This is a genomic window from Pseudomonas rhodesiae (assembly GCF_013285305.1).
In the GTDB taxonomy this organism is placed as follows: domain Bacteria; phylum Pseudomonadota; class Gammaproteobacteria; order Pseudomonadales; family Pseudomonadaceae; genus Aquipseudomonas; species Aquipseudomonas rhodesiae.
The window spans coordinates 3,029,723-3,056,718 of the sequence record NZ_CP054205.1 but is presented as its reverse complement, the minus strand read 5'-3'; the positions used below and the strand labels follow the sequence as shown (position 1 = coordinate 3,056,718).

The 26,996-nt window shown below is 62.0% G+C and carries 19 protein-coding genes; 3 read left to right on the top strand and 16 right to left on the bottom strand.

Going from position 1 to position 26,996, the window contains the following annotated elements; genetic code table 11:
• Nucleotides 1–2: 2 nt before the first annotated feature.
• Complete coding sequence (locus tag HRH33_RS13825; protein ID WP_034097814.1) at nt 3–548, bottom strand: hypothetical protein; 546 nt, start codon at nt 546–548, stop codon at nt 3–5.
• A 395-nt stretch (nt 549–943) separates the two neighbouring features.
• Here HRH33_RS13825 and HRH33_RS13820 point away from each other — a divergent pair, with 395 nt between their 5' ends.
• Together HRH33_RS13820 and HRH33_RS13815 are read left to right on the top strand one after the other, a co-directional pair.
• On the top strand, nt 944–2,353 hold the full coding sequence (locus HRH33_RS13820) for a circularly permuted type 2 ATP-grasp protein (protein WP_167417187.1): 1,410 nt from the start codon (nt 944–946) through the stop codon (nt 2,351–2,353).
• A 3-nt stretch (nt 2,354–2,356) separates the two neighbouring features.
• A complete protein-coding gene (locus tag HRH33_RS13815; protein ID WP_034097812.1) occupies nt 2,357–3,307 on the top strand; it encodes an alpha-E domain-containing protein in 951 nt (316 codons plus the stop codon).
• A 4-nt stretch (nt 3,308–3,311) separates the two neighbouring features.
• Here HRH33_RS13815 and HRH33_RS13810 read toward each other — a convergent pair whose 3' ends face one another.
• The 3 genes from HRH33_RS13810 to HRH33_RS13800 all read right to left on the bottom strand — a co-directional run bounded on the left by HRH33_RS13810 (nt 3,312) and on the right by HRH33_RS13800 (nt 8,296).
• The gene (locus tag HRH33_RS13810) at nt 3,312–4,253 is read right to left on the bottom strand and encodes an alpha/beta fold hydrolase (protein ID WP_167417188.1); all 942 of its coding nucleotides are present in this window, start codon (nt 4,251–4,253) and stop codon (nt 3,312–3,314) included.
• 138 nt (nt 4,254–4,391) lie between these two features.
• Entirely contained in the window at nt 4,392–6,650 is a 2,259-nt protein-coding gene (locus HRH33_RS13805) for an ATP-dependent DNA helicase (protein WP_167417189.1), read from the bottom strand.
• The gene (locus tag HRH33_RS13800; RefSeq protein WP_167417190.1) at nt 6,647–8,296 is read right to left on the bottom strand and encodes a VRR-NUC domain-containing protein; all 1,650 of its coding nucleotides are present in this window, start codon (nt 8,294–8,296) and stop codon (nt 6,647–6,649) included. The genes HRH33_RS13805 and HRH33_RS13800 overlap by 4 nt, the downstream gene beginning before the upstream one ends.
• A 187-nt stretch (nt 8,297–8,483) precedes the next feature.
• Between HRH33_RS13800 and HRH33_RS13795 the strand changes: the two genes are divergently transcribed.
• Entirely contained in the window at nt 8,484–8,708 is a 225-nt protein-coding gene (locus tag HRH33_RS13795; RefSeq protein WP_034097805.1) for a YgdI/YgdR family lipoprotein, read from the top strand.
• Between the two features lie 109 nt (nt 8,709–8,817).
• Here HRH33_RS13795 and HRH33_RS13790 read toward each other — a convergent pair whose 3' ends face one another.
• From HRH33_RS13790 to HRH33_RS13735, 12 genes are all read right to left on the bottom strand, one after another.
• Complete coding sequence (locus HRH33_RS13790; protein WP_167417191.1) at nt 8,818–10,242, bottom strand: polyurethane esterase; 1,425 nt, start codon at nt 10,240–10,242, stop codon at nt 8,818–8,820.
• A gap of 102 nt (nt 10,243–10,344) precedes the next feature.
• Nucleotides 10,345–13,389 (bottom strand): autotransporter serine protease, encoded by a 3,045-nt coding sequence (locus HRH33_RS13785; protein WP_167417192.1) that lies wholly within the window; start codon nt 13,387–13,389, stop codon nt 10,345–10,347.
• A gap of 43 nt (nt 13,390–13,432) precedes the next feature.
• A complete protein-coding gene (gene eprS, locus HRH33_RS13780; RefSeq protein WP_167417193.1) occupies nt 13,433–16,390 on the bottom strand; it encodes an autotransporter serine peptidase EprS in 2,958 nt (985 codons plus the stop codon).
• Between the two features lie 18 nt (nt 16,391–16,408).
• A complete protein-coding gene (locus tag HRH33_RS13775) occupies nt 16,409–17,752 on the bottom strand; it encodes a TolC family outer membrane protein (protein ID WP_167417194.1) in 1,344 nt (447 codons plus the stop codon).
• A 2-nt stretch (nt 17,753–17,754) separates the two neighbouring features.
• The gene (locus tag HRH33_RS13770) at nt 17,755–19,056 is read right to left on the bottom strand and encodes an HlyD family type I secretion periplasmic adaptor subunit (protein WP_034138121.1); all 1,302 of its coding nucleotides are present in this window, start codon (nt 19,054–19,056) and stop codon (nt 17,755–17,757) included.
• Nucleotides 19,053–20,804 (bottom strand): type I secretion system permease/ATPase, encoded by a 1,752-nt coding sequence (locus tag HRH33_RS13765; protein ID WP_167417195.1) that lies wholly within the window; start codon nt 20,802–20,804, stop codon nt 19,053–19,055. Before HRH33_RS13765 ends, HRH33_RS13770 begins: the two co-directional genes overlap by 4 nt.
• A gap of 104 nt (nt 20,805–20,908) precedes the next feature.
• Nucleotides 20,909–21,280 carry an AprI/Inh family metalloprotease inhibitor gene (locus HRH33_RS13760; protein ID WP_167417196.1) on the bottom strand — a complete coding sequence of 124 codons (372 nt, stop codon included), beginning with the start codon at nt 21,278–21,280 and terminating at the stop codon, nt 20,909–20,911.
• 49 nt (nt 21,281–21,329) lie between these two features.
• Complete coding sequence (locus HRH33_RS13755; protein ID WP_034138123.1) at nt 21,330–22,763, bottom strand: serralysin family metalloprotease; 1,434 nt, start codon at nt 22,761–22,763, stop codon at nt 21,330–21,332.
• 427 nt (nt 22,764–23,190) lie between these two features.
• On the bottom strand, nt 23,191–24,270 hold the full coding sequence (locus tag HRH33_RS13750; RefSeq protein ID WP_094065668.1) for a polyamine ABC transporter substrate-binding protein: 1,080 nt from the start codon (nt 24,268–24,270) through the stop codon (nt 23,191–23,193).
• A 60-nt stretch (nt 24,271–24,330) separates the two neighbouring features.
• A complete protein-coding gene (locus HRH33_RS13745; protein WP_040268299.1) occupies nt 24,331–24,672 on the bottom strand; it encodes a cupin domain-containing protein in 342 nt (113 codons plus the stop codon).
• A gap of 26 nt (nt 24,673–24,698) precedes the next feature.
• Nucleotides 24,699–26,105 carry an NAD(P)/FAD-dependent oxidoreductase gene (locus HRH33_RS13740; RefSeq protein WP_167417197.1) on the bottom strand — a complete coding sequence of 469 codons (1,407 nt, stop codon included), beginning with the start codon at nt 26,103–26,105 and terminating at the stop codon, nt 24,699–24,701.
• 49 nt (nt 26,106–26,154) lie between these two features.
• Nucleotides 26,155–26,964: a helix-turn-helix transcriptional regulator gene (locus HRH33_RS13735; protein ID WP_094065666.1), complete on the bottom strand. Its 810-nt coding sequence runs from the start codon at nt 26,962–26,964 to the stop codon at nt 26,155–26,157.
• Nucleotides 26,965–26,996 lie beyond the last annotated feature (32 nt).

Sequence of the window (26,996 nt, the reverse complement as noted above, 5' to 3'; positions counted from 1 at the left end):
GCTCAACCGCCTGGGTTGTCGACCTGGATATAGAACGCATAAGCCCCCAGCAGAATCCAGAACACCATGAAAATCCACGGCGTGCGCACGGAAAACAGCAGGGACTTGCGATAGCCCTTGTGGGACGACTCGCGCTCGGAAAACAGCGGCGACTCGTCATAGGCCAGGCCCATCACCGGTTCGCTGTGCAGCAGTTGGCTCTGCTTAAAGTGCCAGTGATCGATGATGTCGTACGCCGCGCGGATGCCCGGCCAGGCGTTGAGCGAGCTGAGAATGCCCAGCAGTGCCAGGAACAGCGGCACGATCAGGGTAAACAGCTTGCCCCACTCTGGGTTGAGGTTGCCCATGCCTGACACGAAGGCGATCACCAGGAACGATTGGGCGGTGAGGTAAGCGTCGGTGCGGTTGGCCAGGATGGAGGTTTCGTACTGGATCTCGCGGCGATAGAAGTCCAGGCGGTCCTTGGGCGAACCGAAGATCTTGGCGTTGTGTTCGCTGTGGTCGTTCAGCGCCGCTTCCGGAGTGTGGGGGGAGATGATTCTGGGCACGGGGATGGTCCACGGGGTGTATAGACCCCGTTAGAGGAACAGGCCGTGTGGGGAGTTCAAGTTTGTTGTGCACCGGGTTGGTGCGCGGCGTGTTTGTTGAAGGTGGGGTGCACCTTTCTGGGTGGCTGGCGGCGCGCCGCTGCACAGCCTGGCGCGAGCAGGCTCGCTCACTACGCGGGCGGATGTGTTGGAAGGTGGGGTTTCGGCACAGGCATTGCTTTATGGATTCATCTGTTTGGAAACAGGAGCATTCGTTACCCCCCCACCCAGAGCCGACATCCTGAGAAAGTAAGGACCAGGCCCGCTGGCACCCCGCGCCACGGGCTCATAAAAACATGCGTTGTTCAAAACGGCAGTGCCGCTCGCGCAACCCAAGGCACTGACAAGGTACCGGAATGGCTCGATCTTTCTTTGATGAGATGAATGACGCAAACGGCGTGTGCCGTGCGCATTATCAGGATTTCTCCCGCTGGCTGGCCAATACGCCGCCGGAACTGCTGGCCCAGCGTCGTCGTGAAGCCGATCTGCTGTTTCACCGCGCCGGAATCACCTTCACCCTGTACGGCGACGAACAGGACACCGAGCGCCTGATCCCCTTCGACATCATCCCCCGCAGCATCCCTGCCAGTGAATGGCGCGTGATCGAGCGCGGGTGTATCCAGCGGGTCAATGCGCTGAACCTGTTCCTCGCCGACATCTATCACGATCAACGCATCATCAAGGCCGGGATCATTCCGGCGGATCAAGTGCTGGGCAACGAGGGTTACCAGAAAGCGATGGTCGGGCTGGACCTGCACCGCGATATCTACTCGCATATCTCCGGTGTCGACCTGGTGCGCGATGGCGACGGCACTTATTACGTGCTTGAAGACAACCTGCGTACCCCCAGCGGCGTGAGCTACATGCTCGAAGACCGCAAAATGATGATGCGCCTGTTCCCAGTGGTGTTCGCCCGGCAGCGCATCGCGCCGGTGGATCACTACCCCAACCTGCTGCTCAAGACCCTCAAGAGTTCCAGCCGCCTCGACAACCCCAACGTGGTGGTGCTGACCCCAGGCCGCTTCAACAGTGCATTCTTCGAGCATGCCTTCCTGGCCCGGGAAATGGGCGTGGAACTGGTGGAAGGCGCCGACCTGTTCGTGCAGGACCTGAAAGTATTCATGCGCACCACCGACGGGCCCAAGGCGGTGGATGTGATCTACCGCCGTATCGACGATGCGTTCCTCGATCCGCAGGCGTTCAACCCCGAATCCATGCTCGGCGTGCCTGGCCTGGTGGCCGCCTATTGCGCCGGCAACGTGGTACTCGCCAACGCCATCGGCACCGGGGTGGCCGACGACAAATCGATCTACCCCTATGTGCCGGACATGATCCGTTTCTACCTGAATGAAGAACCGGTGCTACAGAACGTGCCGACCTTTCAGTGCCGCAAACCGGCGGAACTGTCTCACGTGCTGGCCAACCTTGAGCAGCTGGTGGTCAAGGAAACCCAGGGCTCAGGCGGCTACGGCATGCTGGTCGGCCCGGCATCCACCGCCGCCGAAATCGAGGACTTCCGCCAGCGCATCAAGGCCCGCCCTCACGCCTACATCGCTCAACCGACCCTGAGCCTGTCGACCTGCCCGACCTTTGTGGAAAACGGCATCGCGCCGCGGCATATCGACCTGCGCCCGTTCGTGCTGTCGGGCAAGGAGACCCGCCTGGTACCGGGCGGGCTCACGCGGGTGGCCCTCAAGGAAGGCTCGCTGATCGTCAACTCGTCGCAAGGCGGCGGAACCAAGGACACCTGGGTGGTGGAGGACTGAATCATGCTGAGTAGAACCGCCGCAGACCTGTATTGGATGTCCCGCTACCTGGAGCGCGCCGAGAACCTGGCGCGCATGCTCGAAGTCAGTTATTCGCTGTCGCTGATGCCCCAGGCCGGGCGCAGCGATGGCTTGGACGAACTGGCCATGTCGTTGCTCAGCAGCGGCACTTTGGACAGCTATCTGGAACGTCATACCCAACTGGACGCCGAGCGCATGCTGCACTTCTTCGCCCTTGACGAAGAAAACCCCGCCAGCATCTATAACTGCCTGCGCGCCGCGCGGGGCAACGCCCATGCGGTACGCGGACGTATCACCGCCGATATGTGGGAGAACCTCAACGCCACCTGGCTGGAAATGCGCAGCATCGCCGCCGGCGGCCTGGGCCGACACGGCATCAGCCACTTCTGTGACTGGGTCAAGCAGCGGTCGCATCTGTTTCGCGGGGCAACCTCGGGCACCATCATGCGCAACGATGCCTATCGCTTTATCCGCCTGGGCACGTTTGTCGAGCGCGCTGACAACACGTTGCGCCTGCTGGATGCGCGCTATGAGATGTTTGGCGAAGAATCGGAAGAAGTCAGCGACCTCTCGGCGCGCGGGTATTACCAGTGGAGCGCTCTGCTGCGTGCGTTGTCGTCGTTCGAAGCCTATACGCAGCTGTACCCGAACGCGCTGAATGCCCGCTCGGTCTCGGAGTTGCTGTTATTGCGCAGCGACGTGCCGCGTTCACTGCATGCCTGTGTCGAGGAACTGAACCACATCCTCGCCGACCTGCCCGGCAGCTACGGGCGCACGGCGCAACGCCTGGCGGCGGAGTTTGAAGCGCGGCTGCGCTACACCGGGATCGATGAAATTCTCGAAGACGGCCTGCACAGCCGGCTTACGGAGTTTATCGACACCGTGCGCGAATTGGCGCGGGCGATTCACAGCTCCTATCTCGAAGTGGTCTGAGGCCTCAGGGGCGGCCCAGGAAATCGAGCAGCAGCGCATTCACCTGCGTGGCCTGCTCGTTCTGGATCCAGTGACCGCAGTGGGGCAACACATGCTGCTCCAACTGCGGCACGCAGTCGGGCATGCGTTTGAGTGTGTGGGCTTCGAAGACACCTACCGGATCGCGGTCGCCGATCAGGAACAACGTCGGCTGCATCACCTGCCGCCCGGCCAAAAACTCGGTGCGCTGCCAATTGCGCTCGAAATTGCGGTACCAGTTCAACGGGCCGCGAAAGCCATGTTCGGTGAAGGTCTGCACGTACACATCCAAATCTTCTTGGGAACACCAACCGGGCAGCGGCCCCGGCACAGGCACGCCTTCAAGCAAGGTGGCGTCGGCAGGTTTTTGCTGGAGGAACACATCCTGATCCTGCATAAACAGCCGCAACGTGCGCTCGATGTCGGCGTTCAGTTCGCGCTCGGCTACTCCTGGCGCCTGGAAATACAGAATGTAATTGAAGCGATCGGCATACAGCTCGCGCATGATCTCGATCACCGGCCGGCGCGCACGCCCGGCAAACGGTACCGACATTGTGATCAAGCGGGTGATGCGCTCAGGCTCAAGCAATGCCAAATGCCAGGCCACCACTGCGCCCCAGTCATGCCCGACCATCACCACCTGGGTATGCCCGAAATGATCCATGGCCTGTTGGATATCGGCGCACAAGGTCAACAGGTCATAGGCAGCGATATCGGCCGGCGAGCTGGATGGCCCGTAACCGCGCATCTGTGGCACGAACACCCGATAGCCTGCCGCAGCCAGGGCCGGGATCTGTTCGCGCCAGGAGTGCCAACATTCGGGAAAGCCATGAAGCAACCAGATGGGCGCGCCATTTTCCGGCCCGGCGATATGCACGCACAGTTCAATACCGTTGACCTTGAGGGTGCTCCGCTGGCTATGGTTCATGGTTGGCTTCCTTGTAGTGGCCCAGAATGCGAGGAAAGAGTGAGGGAGGTGCGGGATTTGCACCAGCATCATTTGCGCCAAATGCTCGGTCATCAGCGCCGCTCGGGGGCTGATGGCCAAGAACCGGGGTGCATGAGGTCAGGACGAAATTGCCCACCAGCTCGGCAACAACGGCCGTACCCGCGCCTCACCGAAACGATCGTCGATCAACATCACCACGCCTTGGTCCTGCTGGCTGCGGATAACCCTGCCGGCTGCCTGCACGACTTTTTGCAGGCCTGGATACAGATAGGTGTAGTCGTAGCCTGAACCGAAAATCGCGGCCATGCGCCGCTTCATCTGTTCATTGACCGGGTTCAGCTGCGGCAGGCCCAGGGTGGCGATAAATGCGCCGATCAAGCGCGCGCCGGGCAAGTCGATACCCTCGCCAAACGCGCCGCCGAGCACGGCGAACCCCACCCCTTGGCTATGTTCGGTGAACTGGTCGAGAAAGCCCTGGCGCTCAGCCTCGGCCATGCCCCGTGACTGCTGCCACAGCGGGATGTGCGGGTGCTGTTCGGCCAGGCGCTGCGCCACTTGTTGGAGGTAATCGAAGCTGGAAAAAAACGCCAGGTAGTTACCGGGTTGTTGCGCGAATTGCTGGGCGATCAACTCAACGATGGGGCCCACCGACGCCTCGCGATGCACGAATCGGGTCGAGATCTCATCGACAATGCGCACCCGCAATTGCTCGGCCTTGAACGGCGACGCCACGTCCACCCACGCCGTGTCCGCAGGCAAGCCCAGCAAGTCGGCGTAGTAATGGCGCGGGCTTAACGTGGCGGAAAACAACACGCTGCTGCGGGCAGCGGTCAGTCGTGGGCGGATGAACTCGGCGGGCACCACATTGCGCAGGCACAGGGTCGAGCTGCTGCGCTTGCCGCCCAAGGAGCGTTTAGTGATGTCGAAGATGAAGTGTTCGTTGAATAACTCGGCCACTTTGGCAAATTGCAGCGCGTCAAAGTAAAAAGCTTGCAGGTCGCCGGCCAGGGCTTCGGGGTGATCGTTGAAGTAATCGCCCATGGCACTCGCGCACAGGTTCAAGGCACTGAGCATTTTATCGGGCCTGGCGTCATAAGCCTGGTACGGCGCCACTTGCGCCTTGTGCAACGCGTTCCACTCGCGATTGAGGCGCTGCAAAGGCTTTTTCAGGGCCTCGGGCGCCTCGTCGCGCAACGTCTTGAGGCGGTACTGATCAAGGCTGGCGCTGTACATCCCGCGCGCGCGCTCCACCAGGTTATGAGCTTCGTCCACCAGCACCGCGGCGCGCCATTGGTTGAGCTGGGCGAGGCCGAACAGCATGGCGCCGAAGTCGAAATAATAGTTGTAGTCGGCTACGACCAGGTCAGCCCAGCGCGCCATTTCCTGGCTCAGGTAATACGGGCAAACGTTGTGGGCCAGGGCGACCTCACGCAGATTGCGCTGGTCGAGCAGCCGTAGCTTGGCCGCAGCGCTACGTGCGGCGGGCAAGCGGTCGTAAAAACCTTTGGCCAAGGGGCAGGATTCGCCGTGACAGGCTTTGTCCAAGTGCTCGCAGGCTTTGTCCCGTGCCACCAGTTCCAGCACACGCACATGCAAGTCCGGGTTGCGGGTGAACAGCACCTGGGCGGCATCCAGAGCAAGCTTGCGCCCAGGGGTTTTGGCCGTGAGAAAGAACACCTTGTCCAACTGCTGCGGCGCCAACGCCTTGAGCAGCGGAAAAATCGTGCCGATGGTCTTGCCAATGCCGGTGGGCGCCTGGGCCATCAGGCACCGGCCGGTGCTGACGGCTTTGTACACCGACTCGGCCAGAACCCGCTGGCCGGGGCGAAAGTCGGCATGGGGGAAGCCAAGGTTCTGCGCCGCGCGGTCGCGCGCCTCTCGGTGATCCATCTCGCGCCGAGCCCAATCCAGAAACAGCGCACATTGCTGATTGAAGAACGCTTCCAGGGCGTGGGCCTGGAAGCGCTGATTGAGCAGGGTCTCGCACTCGCCGACGATATCGAAGTAGACCAGCGCCAGATCGATCTCTGTCAGCCCCAGTTTCTGGCACATCAGCCAGCCATACACCTTGACTTGAGCCCAGTGCAGTTGGCGGTGGTTGGCGGGTTGGGCGTCGAGGTCGCCGCGGTAGGTTTTGACCTCTTCCAGGCGCTGGCTGTCCGGGTCGTAGCCGTCCGCCCTGCCCCGCACCTTGAGCTGCTGGTACTCGCCTTCCAGGGCCACTTCGTTTTGATAATGCGGGCTGCGGCGCGACGCCACGGTGCGGTGGCCGACGATCCCTTCCTGGGCGCTGGGCGACGGGGTGAAACGCAGGTCCAGGTCACCGACCTTGGCGGTGAACTCACACAAGGCACGTACCGCCACGCTGTAACTCAAGCCGGTTGCTCCGCCCAGCGCACGTAGCAGACCGTGACCGGCATCTGGTATTCGCCACAGAACTCCAGCCAGCGCAGTTGGTTGTCTTGCAGGCGGTCGCCGGGGCCTTTGACCTCGATCATGCGGTAGGTTTTTTGCGCCGGCCAGAACTGGATCAGGTCCGGCATGCCGGAGCGATTGGCGCGGATGTCCAACAGCAAGCGCTCGAACCAGTAGCGCAGGTGGGCGGCGGGCAGGCATGCGAGGGCTTGCTCCAGCAGCTCTTCGCTGAGCAGGTTCCAGAACACGAACGGCGACTGGATGCCCCATTTATCGCGGTAACGCTGGCGAATGGTGGTTTTGTAGCGCTCGTCCTGCAGTTGCTCGAAACAGGCGGCGAACAGCGGTGCGCGGCGTTGGTGGAAGTCTTCACTGTGCAGGTCCACCGGGCCACGCTGGAACGGGTGGAAAAACGCACCGGGCAACGGCGCGAAAATCACCTCCCAGCACAGCAGGCCGAACAGCGAATTGATCAGGCCGTTTTCCACGTAATGCACCGGCGCGTCCGGCGCGCTGAGATGGGCCTGTACGCAGTATTCAACGGACATCTGCGGCTCGGGCAACGCCAGGTCCAGGTCCAGGCGCGTGACCGGACGCGGCTTGGGTTTGGGCAGCGCCGGTTCACCCAGTTTGCGCCGCAGGCGCGGCACCACACGCAGCAAGTGCTGCTGTTCGGCGGCGCTTTCCGGTGCCTGCTGCGCGGCGCTGGCCAGGGCCAAGGCTTGGACGTAATCCTCCTGGCGTTCCAGTACGCGGATCAAGCGCGCGCGGGCACCGGGGTAGGTGCAGGCGCGGTAGATCTGCTGCGCCAACCCCAATTCGGCGCTGCGTTCACAGGATTGGCCCACCTGGAACAACAGTTTGGCCCGACGCTTTTCCAGCCACGGGTTGTCGGTACGCAGGCTGGCGATCCGAGCCAGGACCTCGTCCACGGCCTCGCCGCTTTCAAAGGCGTGCTGACACTGGTGCAGAAACAGATAGCCGTGCACGTCGTCACGGCTGCGCAGGCCACGGGACTCGGCGCAGAACTCGACTTTTTCATAGGTGTAGATGCCCAGGTCCGCCAATACGAATTCGGACCAGTCCTGATGCAAATTGCCAAAGAACATCAGGCGCAGGCGGTCGCACAATTCCATCACCGTGAGGCTGTAGAGCGTGTCGACCAGGTCCGGGCACCACTGCGCAAAACTGCGCGGCTCGTTGAATCGCGCAGCCAACCCTTCCAGCCAGTCGGCTTTCTTGCCTTTGGGTTGTTCGATCCAGGGTTTGAACGCACTGAGCAATTCACTTTTTTGCAACAGCGCGAACAGCTCCTCAATGGCCAGCAGACAGTGGCCGTCCACCCAGCCCAGCGCCAATAACGGCGCGGCGGCCGCATGGGGGCAACCTATCTCGACATAGTTGAGTTTGCCCGCACGAAAGTGCACGCCTTTGCGCATCACCATACGCACCAACAGAGCCTGGGAAGGCTGCGGCAACCTGTCGAATTGCTGAATGAAATGCTGTTCGTCAGTATCGAGCAAATCGGCATAGCGCTGCCCCAGCCAACGCAGGACCTGGCGGAAGTTATGCAGGTAGTAGAGCGGATCGTCGAGGGGGTTGGCCATGGCGCGCGGTGATCAAATACTGGTTATGCATACAGAGTGCCGTTGCCGTGGCTGTGTTGCAATCGGTAATAGATAAATGGCGCACGCAACTTTTTGTATAAAAGTGATCTGATGGGGAAGCCGATGGCGTAACATTTATACCCCGCTGCGTCTGGCGCGGGACTTTTCAAGGTTAAAGGTAAGGGTTATGAACATGAAGAATCTGGGTCTGCCACTGGTTGCGCTCACTTTTCTGGCACTGGCCGGTTGCGCCACGCAAACCGTCGTCACGCTGCAAAACGGCACGCAATACCTGACCAAAGACTCACCTAAAACCAAAACCGCAGACGGGTTCTACGAATTCACCGATATCGCCGGCAAGCGCATCCGCGTCAAAGCCGATGACGTGGCCACCGTCCGCAAAGAAGACTGATCCCAACGCGCAAAAGCGCCAGTCTGAAGGAAAGCACACTGTGGAAGGGGGACCAAGGTGGGAGGGGGCTAGCCCCCGGTAACACCCAACCAGCCCCCTCCCTGCCCCTTCAGCCGATCACAACCCCCTCCCCCAACACCCCGCTAACGCCCACCAACGTCACCGAATCCGCCCCGAAACTGATCACCGTATCCCCACCCACCACCTTGGCGTGATCACGGTAATCCCCGCTGCCCGCCACACCCTCGAACACGAGTTTATCCGTCGGCTGATAACCGATAATTCGATCCTGCCCAAACTGGCCGCTGAACAAAAAGGTGTTATGCCCGCTGCTGTCGCGGATCGTGTCATTGCCCTTGCCGCCTTCGATAAAGTCCGCGCCCTTGCCGCCCTGGATCAGATCATCGCCATCGCTGCCAATGATAAAAGTGTCGCCTGTGTGCGGTTCGGCGTTGCGGTTCAGGTCCTGCACCCAAGTGGTGGCCCGTGCCGGGTCGGATAGATTGGCCACGATAATCGTCGAGTCCCGGTTCATCTGTTCATAGAACCCGGACTCCAGAATGCGCCCCATGCCGTCGCCGTAGCCGGTCGGCAAGTGCGAGATCCAGGTCGGCAGATTGGCGATGGAAAACGGCAGCACATTCCACAGGGTCGAGGCGTAGTGATCGTTGAAGCTGACAATGTTGTCAGTGGTGGACTCGTGGGGTTTGTCGTGAATACCGAGCGTCGACAGGTTGGCGGATGAGCCGTCCAAAGCGCGGAACACCGGGTCGTTTTCGTAGCCGATATTAAGCACCTTGTCGCTGGCACTCTGGGTCGGTGAGGCGTAGGCCAAGTAGTTGGCGTCCTTATAGAACCCGGACCACTTGGCCTCGCTCAAATCGGCCATGCTGTTGACCGCCAGGCCGCCAAGGCTATGGCCGCTGACCAGCACATCCTGGCCGCTCAGACCGTGGGCCGCCGCATACTCGGCGACGTTCTTGAGCAAGCCGCCGAATGCTTCGCCGGCGTAGTTCTTCGCGTAATCCTTGGGACCCAGCGCCGCAAGCAGGTCGCTGACCAGATCGCCGATGGAGTCGGTGATCAGCGTCTCCCTTGGGCCAGACGTGCCGCGAAAACCGATGCCGATTTCCTGCAACTGGCCCGCGTCATCGTACTTGCCCAGCACCTCGACCTGGGCCGTGGTATAGCCGGCCTTTTCGCCGAAGAACGTGCCCCGGGCGTCGACCTTGCCGGTATACCCGAGGGTGCTGGCGCTGATGGGCGTCCAGCCGGCCTTCTGCACCGCTTCGAGCGCGGCCTTCTCCGAATCCGGGTTCCAGGGAATGCCTGGGATCACACCCTGGGAGTCCGTACTGCCGAGCAATGCGCCGACCAGAGTAGCCGGCAAGCCGACGCCCAGGCCATTGTGCTGGTAGCCCACGGCAAAGCCGTTATCCAGGTTGTGGTAGGTATACAACGTGATCGCCATGGCATCGGCAAACAACGCTTTGGAGCCCTCGGCCCCAAGGTTTTTATAGTCAAACACGCCCATGATATTGCCTCTCTTGTTGTTAAATTTATCGAGAACGTCCATCACCCTCTAAACGCTTGCCCTGGTAGTGAGCGGGCTTGCCACAGCAAACCCGCTCTCGGCTCAGAATGCCCAGTCGAGGCTCAAGCCCACGCCATGCACCTTGTCTTTGCTCGCCAACAGGCCGTTGTAGTCAAAATTCACCCGCGCGTCCTTGCTCAACGCCAGGCTTATGCGAGCGCCCACCAAGGCCGCATCACGGGCCATCGGCGCACTTTCCACGGCGAACGACGGACCGCCCGAGGCAAATGCCAGGTGCTGTTCGGCGTCCACGCTGCTCAGGTTGTGCTGCCAGCCCAAGGTGCCGGACACCTCAAGTGTCTGGTGGTCATTGACGTTGAAGGTTTTCAGAGCGCGCATACCGAGGGTGCTGAGCACCAGGTCGCGGCGGTCGTCACGGGTTTTCAGTGCGGCGGCGTCGCCTTTTTCGTTGACGCCATCGGTGTCCAGATGCACATAGGCCAAGTTGGCAAACGGCTCTAGCGCCAGCGGTTGCAGGTTGACGCGGTACGCCGCTTCGCCGAACACCTGGGTGCTGCGCGCATCGACTTTGGCTTTCTGCTTGCCAGCCACTTCACCGTATTGCAGGTCGCGTTTCACATCGGCGCGATGCCAGCTGTAGGTAGCGCCGCCGCTCAGGCGCCAGGCGCCGATCTCATGCCCGGCGTACGCACCGAAGTGGTAGCTGTCCACCGCTGCCCGCGAGTGGGTGCCACTGCCCATATTCAGCGAGGTGTCGCTGTAACCGGCGACCAAACCCAGGCGGGTGTCGTCATCCAGCGCGCCGTCGACCCCGGCGAGCATGCCGCCGATGGAGGTGGTATAGCCTGCGGTGTCGCTGCGGCTGTCGGTCTTGCCCCACGCGCCCAGTGCCTTGACCCACACGTTGCCACGGCTGTCGACAGTCTGGCTGGTGGCGCCCATCTCGCCGTTCTGCAAGCGCTCGCCCACGGCTTCGCGCAGGTAGCGGCTGTCATTGAGCAGTGCCGTCTGCAGCGCCGGGTAGATTTCACCGGACAATTGCTGGAACGCATCCTGCGCCGAAGCGGCATTCGGCGCGGTCAGCAGGCTCTCATACACCGCATTGCCCGCCCCTAATTGCTCAGCGGCAGCCGCAACGGCGCGTTGGTTATCGGTAACCGCGGCACTGGCGAAGCTGTTGGCATTGCGCACTACATCCAGTTGAACGCCCGAGGCGGCGTAGTCCAGGGTGCCGCCGATAAACAGATAATCCGGCAGAACCGCGCCAAAGCTGCCGTTGATACCCCCAGCGGCTTGCAGGATGTTGTATTGGCGACCGATCAGGCTCTGCGCCTGGGCGCCGCTGAGCAGAGTCGGGCTGTTTTCCAGAGCCAGGGTCACAGTGCCGCCGTTGAGGGTGGCGGTACCACCGGCCACGATGCGATCACTGCTGGTAGGAGACAGTTCCACCGCATAGGTCGAGCCGGGCTCGAAGGTTACGTCACCGGCCACATTCAGCGTACCGATGGAGTTACCCGGCGCCACCGTGCCGCCGCGGGTTGCCAGCAGCGAGCCGACGCGACCGGAGCCGCCCAGCACACCGCTCTGCCCGACGGTCACAGCCGATGTCACCGAACCGTTGATCGCCAGCAGCCCCTGGTTCACCAGGGTCGGGCCGCTGTAGGTGTTGGTGCCGGTGAGCACCAAGGCGCCGATGCCCTGTTTGGTCAGGCCGCCATGCCCGCTGATGTTATTGCTCCATACATCCAGCCCACAGTGCACGTCGTTGCAGACGCGCTGGGTCGGTTTGCCGGCATCTACTACCGCGCCGATGCCCGGCAAGTCCGCAACGAACTGGCCGCTGCCATACGCGCCGTCGATACGGAATTCGGCAGGAATATCCTCTGCGGTAACGAACATCCCCGGGCCGTTGACCGCCTTGCCCAGGTTGATCATGCCCCAGCCATACAACGAGTCGATGCCCGGCGCGCCCAGATCTGTGGCGGTGGTTTTCAGCAGCGTGGAGATCTGCTCGCCATTCATATACGGGAAGCGTTCCATCAACACCGCCGCGCTACCGGCCACATGAGGCGCAGCCATGGACGTGCCGTTGAAGTTGGCGTAGTCGGTGGTGAGGTTGTCCAGGCTGGTGCCGTTGATCACCGAGCTGTAGATCTTGGTGCCCGGTGCCGACACGCAAAAACTCGCCGCGTAACCGCAGCGCGACGAGAAGGTGCTGATCACGTACGGATTGGCGCTGCTGGTATCCGGGTTTTGCTGCAATGCGGCCACGGACAGCCAGTTCGGCGCGATGTCCGGCACAAAGTACGCCAGGCCCGAGATCGCGTCCGGGTTGTTGCGGTTGTAATCGTTGCCGGCGGCGAAGATGGTCAGCACCCCGCTGCGCGCGGCATTGATCGCACCGTCATAGGCACCGCCGCCCAGGGTGCCGAGGATCGGCCGGATATTGTCGAACTGCGCCTGGGCTTCGTTGACGGTGAAATTCGGGTACGCCGGGTCGCGGCCTCCCTGGGCGTATTGGTCACCGATTCCGATACCCCAACTGTTGTTGATAATGCGCGCGCCGCTGGCCACCAGAGCGTCCCAGCCGGCTTTGTAGACCGCGCCGTCGTTGCCCAGGATGATCCCGTCTTCCGGCCCAGGATCGCCGTTCTCGGCACTGATGATTTGCGCATTGAACGCCACGCCGTGCATCGGCCCGCCATCGCGGTTGCCGGCGGCAATACCGCCGACGTGGGTGCCGTGGTTGCCCAGTTTGCCGTTGGAGCCCAGGGACGGTGTGCCGTCATAGCGAAACGCGTCGCCGGCTTTGACCGGGATATACGGGTCGGTGTATTGACGAATGCCCTCGGTGACAATCGTCACCACCTTGCCGGGGCTGGCGAACTCCGGGTGCTGGGCGTACACCGGCTGGTCGAAGATCCCCAGTTTGACGCCCTTGCCGGTGTAGCCGGCGGCATAAGCGCTGTCGGCGTTGACGGCGCCCAGGCCCCAGTCGGCCTTGAATTCGTTGCTGCGCCAACTCGCCGCGTCGCCCAGCTTGCCGGTTTCCACATAAGGCGCGGCCTGGGCCGTCCCCAGGCTGGCCAGTACGGCGGTGATGACCCCTGATTTGCGTATATTCACGGTGACCTTCCTTAGTTTTCTTATTGCAGGTGTGTAGATCGCTTCAGAACTGCCAGTTCAAACTCAGGCCCACGCCTTGGGTGTTTTCACGCCCAGCCAGTTGGCCGTGGTAATCCAGGTTGACCCGCGTCGATGCACTCAGCGCCAGGCTGGCCTGCACACCTACCAGTGCGGCATCGCGCAACAGCGGCGAACTGCGCACGGCGAACGAAGGCCCGCCGGCGACAAACCCCAGGTGCTCTTCGGATTCGACGGCGGTAAGGCTGTGCTGCCAGCCCAGCGAACCGGAGAGTTCCAACTGCTGGTGGTCATTGAGCGCGACGGTTTTCAACACGCGTGCGCCCAGGGTGCTGAGTACCGCGTCGCGACGGTCGCTGCCGCGGTGCAGGGCGGCGGCGTCGCCTTTTTCGTGCCAGCCATCGCTGTCCAGGTGCACATAGGCCAGGTTGGCGAACGGTTCCAGCGCCAGCGGTTGCAGTTGAATGCGATACGCCGCTTCGGTGAACAGCTGGGCCGTGCGCGCCTCCAGCTTGGCTTTCTGTTTGCCGCTGACGTCGCCGTATTGCAGGTCGCGCTTCACATCGCCGCGATGCCAGCTGTAGGCAGCGCCGCCGGTCATGCGCCAGTTGCCCCACTCCCGCCCGATATAGGCGCCAACGTGGTAGCTGTCGATGGAAGCCGATGAGTGCGTGCCGCTACCCAGGCTCAGGGAACTGTCGCTGTAGCCGGCGACCAAGCCGACACGGGTCTGCTCGTCCAGTGCGCCGTCCACACCGGCCAGCACGCCACCAAGGGAGGTAGTGGCACCCGCCGTTTCGCTGCGCGCATCGGTCTTGCCCCAGGCACCCAGCGCCTTCAGCCACAGGTTGCGCTCGCCGCTGGTGGGTACATGGCGCAGCCGTTCGCCCACCGCATCGCGCAATTGCAGGCTGTCGTTGATCAGCATCGCGCCGATCCCCGGGTAGATCTCCCCCGACAACTGCTGTAGCCCCTGTTGCGCGGCGGCCAGAGACTCGCTGCGCACCATGCTTTCGTACACCGGGTTACCCGCGCCCAGTTGCTCGGCGGCGGTGGCCACGTTGCGTTGGTTACGCGTGGCGCCGACGCTGGCGAAACGGGCGTCGTTGCGCACCACTTGCAACTGCACACCGCCGGCGGCGTAATCGAGGCTGCCACCGAGGAACAGGTAGTTGGGCAGCACCTGACCGAACTGGCCTTCAATACCGCCAGCGGCCTGGAGGATGCTGTACTGGCGACCGACCAGACTCTGCGCCTGTGCGCCGCTGAGCAAGGTCGGACTATTTTCCAGGGCCAGGGTCAGCGTGCCGCCGTCGAGCAGCGCCTTGCCGCCCGCCACGATGCGGTCGCTGCTGCTGGGGGTCAGCTCCACGGCATAGGTGGAGCCTGCGCCCAGCGTCACATCGCCGGCCACTTGCAGGGTCCCCACGGAGTTGCCCGGCGCCACCCGGCCTCCGCGATTAACCGTCAGCGCGCCAATACGCCCCGAGCCGCCAAGGGTACCGCTGTCGTTGACGCTCACGGCCGAGGTCAATGTGCCGTTTACCGCCAGCAGGCCGCCGTTGACGGTGGTCGCGCCGCGATAGGTGCTGTCGCCGTTGAGCACCAGGCTGCCGGCGCCGGATTTGATCAGGCTGCCTTCATAGACACGCGTCGCGGCAGCCTGGTCGCGGGCGTTGCCGACCCCATAGTCGGTCTGGTCCTGCTGGCTGGCATTGGCGCTGACGCCGTTCTGCCAGCCTTTATCGATCAGGGTCTGCTGCCAGGCGGCGTGTTCGGCGCGGTCCTCGGCCTGGCGCTGGAGCAGCGCCTGGTCGCTGATGTCATTGCTCCACACATCGGCCTGCCCGGCCGCCAGGTTGACGTTCATCGCCCCCAGCAATTGCCCCGGCCCGTGCATCGCCCGGCCGAGGTCGGGGACGCCCCAGCCAACCGTGGTGTTGGGCGCCTGGGTGATCGAGCCGTCGAGCTGGGTGGCGGTGGTCAATAGCACCTGCAACGCCTGTTCATTGGTCATGTAGGGGTAGCGTTGCATCACCAGCGCCAGGGCGCCGGTGGCATGGGGCGCCGACATCGATGTACCGGATTTGACCCCGTAGCCACCGTCGGGAATGGTGCTGTTGATCAGCGCACCCGGCGTGGAAATACACCAGTACTTGGCGATTCCGCACTTGTTGTATTTCTGGTTATTGGCTTTATCCAGCCCCGAGACGGCCAACCAATGCCCCTCCAACTCCGGCTGAAAATACGGCAGCGCCGAGCGCACGCTGGCGTTCGCATAACCACTGTTGCCGGCGCTGAACACATTGATCACGCCGGCCTTGGCTACGTCTGCGGCTGCATCCAGCCAAGTGCTGCGGTTGTAGTGCTGGGCGTAGGCGGCGTGAAGGTCGCCGAGGGTCTGGTAGCTGACATCCTTGGGCTGGCTGCCCCAGCTGTTGTTGATCGCGCGCACGCCGGAATCCACCAGAGCGCTGTACACCGCCTTGAAGTACTTGGGGTCAGGGGTCGGGCCGAACAGGAAACTGTCGTTGGCGTTGGTGTTGCCCACATAAATCTGGGCGTTGTAGGCCACACCGTGCATGCCCACGCCATCGCGCGCCGCGCCCAGAGTGCCAGTGACGTGGGTGCCATGGGAGTCGTTGTTGGGGTTCAGCGCGCCAGTGGTGTTAAACGGAGTGCCATCCACGTAAGTGCCGGTGGCGGTGACCGGATGGAATCGGGCTTTGTCAGCTTCCGGGTGGTTGGCATCGAAGCCCGAGTCCAGCGCGCCGATCCGGACCCCTGTGCCATCGATACCGGCGGCGTAGGCTTCGTTGGCGTGCAGGCGGTCCAGGCCCCAGTCGCTCAGGTACTCGGCCGAGCGCCAACTGGCCGGGTTACCGGGCTGGCCGGCCTCCAGGTACTGCGCCTGGGCCGTCATGGACAATAGCAACAGCGAACCGGCGGTGAAGGGTTTGAAACGCAAGGAGTCAGAGCTCATCAAACGGTGTCCTTATTGTTATGGGCGTGGGTTCACCGGGCCGAAGGCCTCGTCGACTTTGGCCAGGTCGGTATCACGCAAGTTGCCCGCGTAGTAATGCAATTTGGTCCAGGCCATGAGGTAGTCGTAGCGCGCCTGGGCCAGGTCGCGGCGGGTGCTGTAGAGCTGCTGCTCGGCGTTCAGCGCGTCGAGGTTGACCCGCTCGCCACCGAGGATGCTTTGCTGGGTCGACACCACCAGGGCTTCGGCCGACGCCAGGGCCTTCTGGTAGGCGCGCAGCTTGCTCACCCCTGACAGGCACGCGCTGAACTGGCGCCGCAGTTCGATCAGGGTTTCGCGGGTCTTGCCTTCCAGCTCGTATTCGGCCTGTTCCATGGCGCGGCTGGCCTGGCGCGTGGACGCCGACACGCCGCCGCCGGCATACAGCGGCACGCTGACTTCCACGCCGATGGTGTTGGTGTCGTAGCGCTGGTTGTAGGTGTTGCCGCTGTCGGACTCTTGCTGGCGCGAACTGGCATAGGCCGTGATCTTGGGCAAGTGCCCGGCGCGGTTGCGCTCCACTTCGTAACGCGCCACTTCCAGGGCCTGGCGCTGGGACGCCAACACCGGGTTATTGCTGATCGCCAGCTCATGCCAGGTGTCGTAATTGGCCGGGGTCAGGGTGAAGGCGGTGAACCCTTGATTCAGCGGCGCCAGGTCATGGATGTCGACGCTCGGCACGCCGATCAACGCGCCCAGTTCGCGCAGTGAGGCGTCCTGCTCATCCAGGGCCTGGATCTCCTCGGCGGTAGCCAGCTCATAGCGCGATTCGGCTTCCAGGATATCGGTGCGGGTGCCCTCGCCTTGCTGGAACAGGTGCCGGTTCTGCTGGAATTGCTGCTCAAAGGCTTTTTTCTTGGCCCGCGCGATGTCGATCTGGTCCTGGGCGAACAGCGCCTGGGTGTAATAGGTCAGCACCCGCACCAGCAAGGCCTGGCTCTTGTCGCGAAAGCTTTCATCGGCGAACAGCGCCTGAGCCACGCCTTTGCGGTAGTTGGCGTAAGCCTCGTAGTCGAACAACGGCTGTTGCAGGCTAAAAGTGGAGCCGTAGCTGTTGTAGTTGCGGTCGTCGTGATAATTGCCGCCACGGCCGTCAGGCAAGGTGGCCTGGGAGTTGTTGCGCCCCTTGTTGTAGTTGTAGGACAGCCGTGGCAGCAGCCCGGCGCGGCCAATGGTGCGGTTTTCCAGGCCGGCGTCGCGCTCCTTGATGGCGCCGAGGAACACCGGGTCGTTGCGCAGGGCCTGCTCGTACACATCGAACGGGCCCATGGCCGCCTGGGCGTTGGCGCAGGTGAGCAGCAAGGCGAAGAACAGGGTTCTCATGCTCATTCCTCGGTCAACGCCGAGCCGGCACGATCCAGCAAGGGCTTGAACAGGTAATTGAGCAATGAGCGCTCGCCGGTGCGCACAAACATTTCCGCGGGCATGCCCGGTTTGATCACCAGACCGTGGAGTTTTTCCAGCGCCGCGTCGCTCACACGCGTGCGCAGCACGTAATAAGGTGCGCCGGTTTTTTCATCGAGCATCTGGTCGGCGGAGATCAGGCTGACCTCCCCCGGCACCCGGGGTGTACGGCTCTGATTGAAGGCGGTGAACAGAATATCGACCGGTAAATGGGTGCCGACCTTATCCACCAGGTGCACCGGCAGATGCCCTTCCACTTCCAGGCGCGTGCCCTGGGGCACGATTTCCAGCAGGGTTTCGCCGGCGCGCACCACGGCGCCTTCGGTATGCACGCCCAGATTGACCGCGATGCCATCGGCCGGCGCGGTGATTTCGCTGTGTTGCAGGTCGAAACCGGCGGAGGTCAGTTGCTGTTCCAGGGTGAGGCTGCGCAACTGCGCATCGGCCAGTTGGCTACGCACTTCCTTCTGATATTCCTCGCGGTGCTGTTGCAGCTTGAGGCGCGACTCGACAATGCCCTGCTCCACCCGGCCGCTTTCGCCGCTGTTCTGCGCCAGATCCTGTTGCACTTGGGACAGCTGACGCTGGTACTCCATCAAGCGATTGCGCGGGATGTAGCCGTTGTCGGCCAGGGGTTGCAGGTTGCTCAGTTGTTCGCGCAGGGACTGAGCCTGGGCGGTCAGGTCGCTGCGCGCGCGGCGCATGCCTCCCAGTTGCGCCACGGCACCGTCGATATTGGCGCGGATGCCGGCCTGTTCACGGGCAAACGCCTCGCGACGGCTGCTGAACAGTTGGCGCTGACCTTCCAGCACCAGCGCCAGGGCCGGGTCGGGGTTGGCGCTCAGTTCGGCGGGGAATGTCACGCTGCTCTGGTTATCCCGCTCGCTCTGCCAACGCGCCACACTGGCCCAGGCCATGCGGTATTGGGCTTGCAGCGAGTGCACATCGGCCTGGCTTTGGGTTTGGTCGAGGCGGAACAGCGGCTGGCCTTGTTTGACCACCTCGCCTTCGCGCACCAGGATGCGGCTGACCACACCAGGGCTGAGGGTTTGCACAGCTTTGCGCTTGCCGGACACCACTACCGTACCCTGCACCGGAATGCCCTGATCCAGCGGCGCCAGGCTGGCCCACAGGAAGAAACCGCCCGCGCCGACCACCGTCAGCAGCCAGCCCATACGCACAAAGAAACCGGCGTCGCGTTGTTCAAGAGTGATACTGCTCATGCGCCTGGATTCCTTCCGGCCTGGTACTGACGACTGAAACTCACGCCGGTTTTTTCCTTCGGCGCTTCCTGTTGGCCGGACAATGCGCGCAGCACGTCCTGGCTCGGCCCAAAGGCTTGCAAGCGACCTTCGTTAAGCACCAGCAATTTGTCGGCCTGGGCCAGCACCGATGAGCGATGGGTGACCAGCACCACGCTGCTGCCCTGGGCCTTCATCTGCACGATGGCACTGGCCAGTGCCGCTTCGCCGACGGTGTCGAGGTTGGAGTTGGGCTCGTCCAGCACGATCAAGCGCGGTGCGCCGTACAAGGCGCGGGCCAGGGCCACACGTTGCTTTTGCCCACCGGACAGGCCGCCACCGTTGTCCCCCAGTACCGTGTCGTAGCCCTGGGGCAAGCGCAGGATCAATTCATGCACACCGGCCTGCTGCGCGGCGTGCACCACTTGCTCGGGGTCGGCCTCGCGAAAGCGCGCGATGTTGTCGGCGATGCTGCCGCTGAACAATTCGATATCCTGGGGCAAGTAGCCGATATACGGGCCGAGGTCGTCGCGGTCCCAGCGGTGGATATCCGCACCGTCCAGGCGCACCGTGCCGGCCAGGGTCGGCCACACGCCCACCAGCACGCGGGCCAGGGTCGATTTGCCGGAACCCGAAGCACCCAGCACCCCCAGCACTTCGCCGGCACCGAGGGTGAAACCGACGTGATGCAAGATTGCATTGCGCTGACCCGGCGGGCCGGCGCTGACCTGCTCGAAACTCACCTGGCCCTGGGGCGCCGGCAAGGCCATCTGCTCGACCTCAGGGGGGAATTCGCGCAGCAATGCGTCCAGGCGCTGATACGCCAGCTTGGCCGAACTCCATTGCTTCCATACCGCAATCAACTGGTCGATGGGGCTGAGCACCCGGCCCATGAGGATGGAACCGGCAATCATCATGCCGGCGGTCATGTCGCCACGGATTACCAGTAACGCCCCCAAGCCCAGCACCAAGGATTGCAGGCACAGACGCAGGGATTTACTCAGGGAGGTGATTACCGAACCGGTGTCGCTGGCGCTGTTTTGCAGGCCCAGGAATTGCGAGTGCACGGCAAACCAGCGTTGGCGTAGCGCGCCGAGCATGCCCATGGCCTGGATGGTTTCGGCGTTGTGCAAATGGCTGGTCGCCAGTTGGGTCGACTGCTGCGAGTAACCGCTGGCCTCACCCAAAGGCTTTTTGGTGAGGTATTCGTTCAGGCACGCCAGGCCGATCAGCAGCAACGCGCCGGCACTGGCCAGCACGCCCAGCCACACGTTGAACAGGAAAATCACAAACAGGTAGATGGGAAACCACGGCGCATCGAAAAACGCGAACAGCGCCGGCCCGGTGATGAACTGGCGGATATGGGTCAAATCCCCCAGGGATTGCCCGGCATGCCCCTGGCCACGTTGCAGGTTGCGTTCGAACGCAGCTTTATACACGCGTAAGTTGAAACGCCGCTCTAACTGGCTGCCGATGCGGATCACGATAAAACTGCGGATGACTTCCAGGGTGCCAATAAACGCGAAGAAGCCGACGACCATCAGCGTCAACATCACCAGAGTGGTTTCATTCTGGGAGGACAGCACCCGGTCATACACTTGCAGCATATAAATCGACGGCACCAGCATCAGCAGATTAATCAACGCGGTAAAACAGCCGATGCTGATCAGAATGCTCTTGTATTCACCCAGCGCTTTGAATAACGGCGCGACGGCATGGGGCTTTGCCATATCTTCTGCTCTTCCTTGAACCAAACGACACGCAATAGTTGCCCCAACCCCTTATATAAGGAGCGGCCAACTAATAAGTACGGGTTATAGCGTTATAACTGCAACTAAGGTTTACGGTGCAGTCTCACTACCGCGCCAGTTGCTGTTTTAGCCTGATACTCGCCTTCTTTCTGCCGGTTCAGGTGGGTGATGCCCGTGCCTTCGGCGTTCATCAGCCAGATCCCGTCCGGGGTCGGCGACCAGCTCAAGGGCTTATCGCCCAACCATTGCGCCACACAGTCAACATCGCCGCTCAAGGCGTTGGCCTGTTCGATCAAGTCCAGGGCGCATACCTGATCCTGTTGCCGCATCTGCCAATGCCCGGCCAGCTGGGCGCTGGAAGGTAAAACAAGACTGCTCGCCATGGCGTGGGCTCCTGCCGATACGCACGTCGCCTGCACCACGCAGGCGACTAAAAATAGGGAAAAACGCTGCATCTTTATGCTCCATCCTGGAGGCGCGGCGCCGGAACGCCGCGCCCGTGCATCACGCCACGATGTCGCTGACCGCTGCCTGGCCAACGGTGGTGACGAGGAAATCCGCCACGCCGTGCCCGGAGAAGTCGACCGCCAGAGTACCCAGGTTGGTGCCTGAGGCGTAGCTCAACACGGCGTCGCCGGCATGCCCGGTGAACGCATTGACGAAGGTCAGGCCCGCGCCTTTGGTGATGCCGCTGAGGTCGATCTTGTCCGCACCGGAGGTGAAGTCAAAGATTTTGTCCGCCGCACCGGGCTTGGAATCGGAACTGGCACCGAACACAAAGGTGTCGCTGCCCGCACCGCCCCATAGCTGATCCGCCCCGCCACCACCGTAGATCAGGTCGTTGCCGGCCCCGCCTTTGATGATATTGGCCGCGTTATTGCCGATGATTAGGTCGTTACCCGCGCCACCGAACGCGTTTTCCACGGTCACGCCCTTGGCAATGGACACGTTGCCCACCAGGCCGCCCACGTCGGAGAACGAGGTTTCATTGAGGTTGATTTTCTGGTTCTGGGTAAAACCGGAGAAGTCCAGGGTGTCGTTGCCGCCACCGTCCCATACCGAGAACACCAGTTTGTCGGCGTTGGAGGTGGCGCTGAGGAAATCACGCCCGGTGTTGGAGTTGAACCCGTAGGTGGTGTCGCCGGCACGGGTGTTGTAGTTGGCACCGTAGAGCTTCTGGATCGCGGCGATGTCGTCGATCAGCGGGCCGGAGGCGTAGGCTTCCACGCCGCCTTTGCTGAAGTTCTGGTTGGTGTTGCTTTCGCTCCAGTAACTCATGACGCTGTAGCCACGCGTGTCCTGTCCATAGGACGCGTCGTTGTAGGTCGGGTTGCCATTCCCGGCGTTGTAGTCGCCAGGGTGAGCCAGGCCCAGGGTGTGGCCGATTTCGTGGGTCAGGGTCTGCCGGCCATAGTTGTTCAGGTCCGGGGTTTTGTTCGGCGTGTAGCTGCTGTTGGTCAGGTACCACGAGGTGCCGTCGTAACCTGCGCCGGTGCCGGGCAGATAGGCGAAGGCCGCCGCGCCGTCCTGGCCACCGCTGTAGTTGCCGAAGGTCATGTGGGCATCACCGCCGCTGGCTTTTTCGGTGAAGGTGACATTGGCCACATCCGCCCAGGATTGCATGGCCAGTACGGCCTGTGCTTTCTGCTGCGCGTTGAACTGGCTGAACCCCGAGATGCCATGTTTGTTCATGGTGCTCGAAGAGGCCGAGGTCAGGAAGGTGTAGGTCAGATCGATCTTGCCGTTACCGTCGAAGTCCCGATACGCGGCACCGTCGCGCAGCAGCTGGGTGGCTGCCTGATCGACGGTGTAGGACGGTTTGCCATTGACCGTGAGGTTGCCGCCACGGTCATACAGATGGCTGAAGCTATCGATTTGCGAGTAAGCGGTGCTGGCTTGCGCCAGTGACACGATAGCTTTGTCTTTTACTTTTGACATAAACGTACTTCCTTGTTTGCAAGTGCATCAGTCTTTGGTCGATAGGAACCCCGCTGGCGAGATCGTCCTATCACTCGCCTCTTTTGAAGGCGTAAGAAAACTGACACAACTTGAAATCTTCCGTCTACATCTATTTGCCGGCTGAATAAGTGCAACGCAAACAACACTTGGAAGTCTCAGGCCGTATTCATTGGGCGTGGTGGTTGTCGTCCGACAAAAAACACAGCGCTCCTATTTAAATATTAAATAACCTTAACGCTGCTCAATTTGAACAGCGTCACACAAGAGGCTGGCGATTATATTGTCACGGTGTCATTGGCAACATTAAACCGCCACTACTTAAATGTATTAACCCGCTTGTCCCCCAATACCGGGACATAAGCAGAAGAGTACTTGTGGTGAGCGGGATTTCCCGCTCCACAGTGGCTCAGCGCCCGGTGCGAATGGTGTTCCACACCCGCGTACGAACACGGTCGATATTCAGCGGCATCGCTTCAAGGGCGAACAACTTGCCCATCATGTCCGGGCTTGGGTAAACCTTGGTATCGGCCTTGATGGCCGGGTCCACTAGGCTATCCGCCGCCTGATTGCCGTTGGCGTAGTGCACGTAGTTGGTGATGCTGGCCATCACCTCCGGGCGCAGCAGGTAGTTCATAAACGCGTAGCCGGCCGTTTCGTTGGGGGCGTCGGCGGGCATGGCGACCATGTCGAACCAGATCGCGGCGCCTTCCTTGGGGATGTTGTAGCCGATATTCACCCCGTTCTTGGCTTCTTTGGCGCGGCTTTCGGCCTGCAGGATGTCGCCGGAGAAACCGACGGCCACGCAGATATCGCCATTGGCCAGGTCGGCGGTGTATTTCGAGGAGTGAAAGTAGGCCACGTAAGGGCGCACTTTCATCAGGAGGGCTTCGGCCTTTTTGTAGTCCTCAGGCTTTTTACTGTGGTGCGGCAAGCCCAGGTAGTTGAGCGCCGCCGGCAGCAGTTCCGGGCCGTTGTCGAGGATCGCCACCCCGCATTTCTGCAATTTGGCCATGTTTTCGGGTTTGAAGATCAAGTCCCAGGAATCCACCGGGGCATTGTCTCCCAGCACGGCTTTGACCTTGTCGATGTTGTAACCGATACCGGTACTGCCCCACAGGTACGGGAAGCCATGAGCATTGCCGGGGTCGTTGTTTTCCAGGGCCTTGAGCAGCACCGGGTTGAGGTTTTTCCAGTTGGGCAACTGGCTCTTATCCAGCTTTTTCAGCGCACCGCCCTGGATCTGCCGGGCCATAAAGTGGTTGGATGGGAACACCACGTCATACCCGGATTTACCGGTCATCAGCTTGCCATCCAGGGTTTCGTTGCTGTCGTAGACGTCGTAGGTAAAACCGATGCCGGTCTCTTTCTGGAAGTTTTTGGTGGTGTCCGGCGCGATGTAGTCCGACCAGTTGTAGATTTTCACCGTTTCGGCGGCCTGGCTGACGCAGGCCACCCACATCAAGGGCAACAGGGCAATGGCTTTCATGGTTCGATTTCCTGGCGGTTTTAGGGCTGTTGTTATGGCAGGCGATCAAGGATCAAAGCGTTACAGCATCAAGACGTAGGTCTTGCGCACCGTTTCCTGGATGTCCCAGATTCCGGTGCTGTTGGCCGGCAACATCAGTGCATCGCCGGCTTGGATGTGCAGGGTTTCACCGTTGTCGGGGGTGAAGGTGCAGCGGCCCTGTATAAAGTGGCAAAACTCCTGGGCGCGGATCTGGCGCCGCCAGCGGCCTGGGGTGCATTGCCAGATGCCTGTCTCGACGCCGTCGTTGCGCTCGACGCTCAAGGTGGACGCCACCGCGATCGGCTCGCCCAAGGGCACGGCGACCGGGGACGAATCCGGCAAATGCGCATTCAGCGCGTCTTTGAACTGAGTGATGCTCATGGGGGCTCCCGTGTGTATGAAACGACTTAGTGCATAAAACCTTCCATCAACCCCGCCACGCCCGTGGCGAGCTTGCGCCGCCAGGGCGCGGTGTTGGGGTTGGCCAACACCTGGTCTTCATGGACAAAACTGCGGATGATCGCGTTGTAACCCAGCCAGCGACACGGCTCGGGCTCCCACGCCTTGAGGGCGTCCAGACCACCCTCGCGGATCACCCAGGGTTGGTGTATCAGCGGTGTGTCACGGCCCAGAATCAGGTCGGCCAAGGTGCGCCCGCCCAGGTTGGTGGCACCGACGCCCTCCCCGCCGTAGCCGCCGGACAACGCGACACCGGTGCGCTGATCACACAGCATGTGCGGTCGGAAATGTCGCGACATGCCCAGGTTGCCGCCCCAGGAATGGGTAATCCGTACGGTCTTGAGCTGTGGGAAGAGTTCGCCAAACAGGTAGCGACGCAGTTGCACTTCGCTGTCGGTCAAATCGAAGTCATGGCGCAGCTTCCCGGCGAACTGGTAGCCGCCCCGCGCACCGAACACCAAACGGTTATCGGCCGAGCGCTGGCCGTAGGTGACTTGGCGGCTGCTCTCACCGAACGCTTGGCCTTGGCTGAGGCCGATCTCATCCCAAGTGCTGTTCGGCAGCGGCTCGGTGGCGACGATCAAACTTTGCACCGGCAGTTGGTAACGGCCCAGAGGTGGCAAGGTGTTGGCATAGCCCTCCACAGCCGGCACCACCCAGGTGGCGCGTACGCTGGCCTTATCAGTGCGCAGGCTGCCGGACTGCCAATGGGTGACGGGGCTGTTTTCATAAAGGGTGACCCCCATGCCTTCGACCACCCGCGCCAGGCCGCGCACTAGCCTGGCCGGTTGGATGGTCGCCACATGGGGGGCGTAGATCGCGCCATAAGGTTTGGCGATGCGAAGTTGCTCGGCCAGTTGCTGCGGGCTCAGCCAGCGATAGTCGGCTTCGGTCAGGCCCTGGGCGTAGAGTTTGTCCAGATAGCGGCGCAGGCTGGTTTCCTGCTCGGGGTAACGCGCGGCGCAATACAGCGCGCCGCCCTTGCGGTAGTCGCAGTCGATGCCTTCGCGGGCCAGTACCTGGGCCACCTCGTCGGGGATGCCGTGCAACAAATCAAAGGAAGCACGGCGCTGCTCAGCAGAAAACCCGGCCAGCAGACGGTCTTCGCCCAACAGGTTGCCCATCAACCAGCCACCATTACGGCCCGATGCGCCGAAGCCGGCGGTTTGCGCCTCGATGATTGCGATGTTCAACTGCGGCGCCTGGCGCTTGAGGTAATAGGCCGTCCACAACCCGGTGTAACCGGCGCCGATAATGGCCACGTCGACATCCAGGTCGTGCGTCAGGGATGGCCGCGCCACCAGCGGCTCGTCCACCTGATCCATCCATAAACTGATGTTGCGCCATACCGACATGCCCATTCCCTCTACCGCGTTTCGATAGACGGGATCCTAGAGGGCGGCGTCAGGGGCTGTCTTGCGCGCGTGCACGCAGAGAAATTTGTTTGACGTAGGCCTTGGGCGACTGGCCGGTGTGCTGCCGAAAGGCACTGTAGAACGCCGAGAGGGAATTGAAGCCCGCGGCAAAGGCCAGTTCGTCGACCTTGATCGGCGCCTGGGCGGTGTTCAGCGCGGCCAGCAAATGCTGGAGTCGCGCCTGGTTGACGTAGCGGTAGAAGCTCTGCCCCAGCACCTGATTGAGCAAGTAGGAAATCTGATTGCGGCTGTAGCCACATTCCTTGGCCACCCGCTGCAAGTCCAGTTCCGGGTCGAGATAGGGTTGCTTGCTGTCGAAATACTGCTGCAAGTCGTTGGCCATATGCCCCAGTTGCTGGGGCGACAGCCCAAGGCGGCTGACCGTGGGCCGCAGGGCTTGGGCCGGTTGCTCATGCACCAGCGAAGCGTATTCATTGACGCGCCAGATCAGCCCATCACGCACGGTAATCGCCTCGCTGGTGCGGAAGGACACCAGCCCCTGACCACCACGCAGCGTAATGCGGTACTGAATAAACGCCGTGTCGCCGTCGGCACGGATGCGGTCGGTGTGCTCGATCGCCTCGTCCGCCGCACGCGGCATGCTCGCCTGCAGGTATTCACGTAGCTCTGCGTAACCGATCACACGGTTCTGGAAAAAGTCGTGGTATTGGATATCCGGATGGTAGTAAGCCATTACTCCGTCCAGGTCGCGATGACGCCAGCAAAGGTGATGACGCAGCACCAGTTCGCCCGTGGCGTGGGTGAGCTGGCTGTCGGCGTCGGGGGCGATGTCGGGCATAAAGGGCTCTGGGGGCGGATAAAGCGTGGAGA

Coding starts and splice junctions, on each gene's coding strand:
- HRH33_RS13810 (WP_167417188.1), bottom strand. CDS start 4,253: ATGAACCATAGCCAGCGGAGCACCCTCAAGGTCAACGGTATTGAACTG.
- HRH33_RS13775 (WP_167417194.1), bottom strand. CDS start 17,752: ATGAGAACCCTGTTCTTCGCCTTGCTGCTCACCTGCGCCAACGCCCAG.
- HRH33_RS13740 (WP_167417197.1), bottom strand. CDS start 26,105: ATGTCGGTATGGCGCAACATCAGTTTATGGATGGATCAGGTGGACGAG.
- HRH33_RS13760 (WP_167417196.1), bottom strand. CDS start 21,280: ATGCAGCGTTTTTCCCTATTTTTAGTCGCCTGCGTGGTGCAGGCGACG.
- HRH33_RS13795 (WP_034097805.1), top strand. CDS start 8,484: ATGAACATGAAGAATCTGGGTCTGCCACTGGTTGCGCTCACTTTTCTG.
- HRH33_RS13800 (WP_167417190.1), bottom strand. CDS start 8,296: ATGGCCAACCCCCTCGACGATCCGCTCTACTACCTGCATAACTTCCGC.
- HRH33_RS13815 (WP_034097812.1), top strand. CDS start 2,357: ATGCTGAGTAGAACCGCCGCAGACCTGTATTGGATGTCCCGCTACCTG.
- eprS (WP_167417193.1), bottom strand. CDS start 16,390: ATGAGCTCTGACTCCTTGCGTTTCAAACCCTTCACCGCCGGTTCGCTG.
- HRH33_RS13790 (WP_167417191.1), bottom strand. CDS start 10,242: ATGGGCGTGTTTGACTATAAAAACCTTGGGGCCGAGGGCTCCAAAGCG.
- HRH33_RS13820 (WP_167417187.1), top strand. CDS start 944: ATGGCTCGATCTTTCTTTGATGAGATGAATGACGCAAACGGCGTGTGC.
- HRH33_RS13770 (WP_034138121.1), bottom strand. CDS start 19,056: ATGAGCAGTATCACTCTTGAACAACGCGACGCCGGTTTCTTTGTGCGT.
- HRH33_RS13765 (WP_167417195.1), bottom strand. CDS start 20,804: ATGGCAAAGCCCCATGCCGTCGCGCCGTTATTCAAAGCGCTGGGTGAA.
- HRH33_RS13750 (WP_094065668.1), bottom strand. CDS start 24,270: ATGAAAGCCATTGCCCTGTTGCCCTTGATGTGGGTGGCCTGCGTCAGC.
- HRH33_RS13735 (WP_094065666.1), bottom strand. CDS start 26,964: ATGCCCGACATCGCCCCCGACGCCGACAGCCAGCTCACCCACGCCACG.
- HRH33_RS13745 (WP_040268299.1), bottom strand. CDS start 24,672: ATGAGCATCACTCAGTTCAAAGACGCGCTGAATGCGCATTTGCCGGAT.
- HRH33_RS13755 (WP_034138123.1), bottom strand. CDS start 22,763: ATGTCAAAAGTAAAAGACAAAGCTATCGTGTCACTGGCGCAAGCCAGC.